The sequence below is a fragment of the Candidatus Protofrankia californiensis genome (assembly GCF_900634765.1).
GTDB lineage: Bacteria > Actinomycetota > Actinomycetes > Frankiales > Frankiaceae > Protofrankia > Protofrankia californiensis.
Genome location: NZ_CAAAFT010000299.1, coordinates 24,667 through 27,478, shown reverse-complemented (window position 1 = coordinate 27,478; position 2,812 = coordinate 24,667). Strand labels below are relative to the sequence as shown.

3 protein-coding genes and 1 pseudogene are annotated in these 2,812 nt (G+C 69.5%); 3 read left to right on the top strand and 1 reads right to left on the bottom strand.

Features of this window, described 5'->3' with window-relative positions:
• The coding region (locus DD1DGNOD_RS16060) for a GTP-binding protein (RefSeq protein WP_241255763.1) at nucleotides 1-575 on the bottom strand (575 nt) is incomplete at its 3' end.
• 476 nt (nucleotides 576-1,051) lie between these two features.
• On the opposite strand from DD1DGNOD_RS16060, the gene pgsA reads away from it, so the two are divergent.
• From pgsA to DD1DGNOD_RS29635, 3 genes and pseudogenes are all read left to right on the top strand, one after another.
• Entirely contained in the window at nucleotides 1,052-1,738 is a 687-nt protein-coding gene (pgsA, locus tag DD1DGNOD_RS16055; RefSeq protein ID WP_131767205.1) for a phosphatidylinositol phosphate synthase, read from the top strand.
• A 32-nt stretch (nucleotides 1,739-1,770) separates the two neighbouring features.
• Entirely contained in the window at nucleotides 1,771-2,640 is an 870-nt protein-coding gene (locus DD1DGNOD_RS16050; protein WP_131767204.1) for a phosphatidylinositol mannoside acyltransferase, read from the top strand.
• Nucleotides 2,637-2,812: pseudogene (locus DD1DGNOD_RS29635) on the top strand (glycosyltransferase); the annotation flags it as partial. The gene DD1DGNOD_RS16050 and the pseudogene DD1DGNOD_RS29635, both read left to right, overlap by 4 nt.

Sequence of the window (2,812 nt, the reverse complement as noted above, 5' to 3'; positions counted from 1 at the left end):
GCCGACAGCAGGTCGACCAGCCGGTACCCGCCGTGCCCCGGCGCGGGCTCGCCCGCGTGCGGCAGGCGCACCGGCAGGTACAGCGGCAGCACACCCGGGCCGAACAGCTCCTGGCAGGTGGCGACGGTCGCGGCGAAGTCGGCCCGGGGACGGTCGAGCTTGGTGATCACAATCGCGCGGGGCGTGCCGGCGGCGGCGCACTCCTCCCACAGCAGACGGGTGAAGCCGTCGACGCCGTCGAGGGCACTGACCACGAACAGGGCCGCGTCCCCTCCGCGCAGACCGGCGCGCAGATCACCGATGAAGTCGGCGAGCCCAGGGGTGTCGAGAAGGTTGATCCGGATGCCCTGGTGCGTGGTGGACAGCACCGTCAGGTTGATCGTGCGCTGGCGGTGCTCGACGTCGTCATGATCGGTATGCCGCGGTGAGGCGGGACGGCTGTGCGACGCCTCGCCGTTGCCGGCCGCGGCCAGCAGGTTCTCGGCAAGGGTCGTCTTACCCGCACCGGTGTGGCCGACAAGAATGACGTTGCGCACGTCGGTCGCCTGCCGGCGATCGGCACGATCGTCGCACATGGTTGCTTTCACCTGCGCCTCCCCGGTGGGACACGGCCACTCGGTGGCCCGGTGATGGCCACTGGGCGGCTGGAACCAGTGGACGCCTGAGTGACTGGACGAGCGTGTGACGGACCGATCCGACCCGTTCCCAGCGGTCGGTGGCGGATCGCGTGATCGTGCCGTGACGGTGGTTGTGTGAGCGATGGTGGTTGTGCGGGTGCAGTGAACGGTCCGGCTGTTGTGGGTGAACGGTCTGCGGCGAACTGCTGTCAGTGGCCTGGGGACCTGGGACTGCTGGACCTCCCGGATCGGCAGGAGCCCCAAGCGCGAGAAGAACATGATCGCGCTGTCTTTGGCCCTTGGGCAACTCGTGAGAACAGGTTCCCCCTCTACGGGCGTGTGAACAACCCATGTCGGTCCGGCAAGGAACTGGTTGCCGATGGTGGCAGCGGTAATGTGAAGGGGCAGCACCGGACGTACACGACGGGACGTACATGCTCGCTAGCAAGGCGCGGCCGCAGATTCAACGGGTGCTCGATCCCCTGGGCGAGCGGTTGGCCCGGTCGTCGGTGTCGCCGGATGCGGTGACGATCGTGGGCACCATCGGCGTGACCGGCGCCGCCCTGGGCTTCTTCACCCGCGGGGTCTTCTTCGTCGGCACGCTTGTGATCACGCTGTTCGTCTTCTCCGATCTCCTTGACGGTCTGATCGCTCGCGCCCGCGGGATTTCCTCCCGGTGGGGTGCGTTCCTGGACTCGACCTCCGACCGGGTCGGGGACGGTGCCATCTTCGGCTCGTTGATCCTGTGGTACGCCGGTGACGGTGACTCACTGCCGCTGTGTGCGGCTGCTCTGATCTGCCTGGTGGCTGGTTCGATCACCTCCTACGTCAAGGCGCGGGCCGAAGGGCTCGGACTGGGTTGTGACGTGGGGTTCGCCGAACGCGGCGAGCGCCTGCTGATCGTCCTGGTCGCGGCCGGTCTCTATGGCCTGGGCGTGCCGTATCTGCTGCCGGCGGCATTGTGGTTCCTCGCCGGTGCCACCGTCCTGACAGTGACGCAGCGCATCATTCACGTGTACCGGCAGTATCTGCGGGGTGTCGGGGAGGCCGGGAGCGCCGGGGAGGGCGTGGCTGCCGGCGTCCCATCGGCCGAACCGGCTGCCGGCACGCAGGTCCGCTGACGGGAACGGTATTGGGTATCCCGCGTGCGCGGATGACCGACCTGGCATACGCGGCGGGTTGGCGGATGGTCCGGCTGCTGCCCGAGCGCGTCGCGGCCGTGGCGTTCATGGCAGCCGCCGACGTCGCAGCCCGGCGGGGTGGTCGTGGTGCCCGGCGGCTGCGTTCCAACCTGGCCCGTGTCGTCCCGCCCGGCACCGACCTCGACCGGCTCACCCGGGTGGCCATGCGTTCCTACGCCCGTTACTGGCTGGAGGTCTTCCGCCTACAGGACATCTCCCGTGACCGGATCATCGGGGGAATGCGCATGCTGGACGAACCGCGCCTGCGTGACGCCCTTGCGTCCGGTCACGGGACCATCGCCGCGTTGCCGCACATGGGAAACTGGGAGCACGCCGGTGCCTGGCTCGCAGCCAACGGAGAGCCGTTCACGACCGTGGCCGAACGCCTGGAGCCGGCATCGCTGTTCGACCGGTTCATCCGGTTCCGCTCGGCGCTCGGCATGGAGGTCATCCCCCTGACCGGGGGTGAGCAACCCCCCTTCGACCTGTTGGCCGACCGCCTCAACAAGGGCGGCACGGTCTGCCTGCTGGCCGACCGCGACCTGTCCGCGGCCGGCGTGCCGGTGGTGTTCTTCGGTGCGACGGCCACGATGCCGTCGGGACCGGCCGCCCTCGCATTACGGACCGGCGCGACCCTGCTACCGGCTACGCTCTGGTTCGACCGGGACGGCTGGAGCGTGCGAATCCACCCCGCGGTGCCGCACACCGACGTGGCGCGGATGACCCAGGCGTTGGCCGACGCCTTTGCCGAGGGCATCGCGGCCCATCCCGCGGACTGGCACATGCTCCAGCGCATCTGGCGGGACGAGCCGCCGGCGGCGCGGACGGGGACGGGAACATGAAGATCGGCCTTGCCTGCCCCTACACCTGGGACGTGCCCGGAGGGGTCCAGATCCACGTGCGTGATCTGGCGGAGGCCCTGGTCGATCTGGGCCACGACGTATCGGTGATCACTCCGGTGGGCGACGAGAGCGCGCTCCCGTCGTACGCCGTGGACGCCGGCCACGCCGTGCC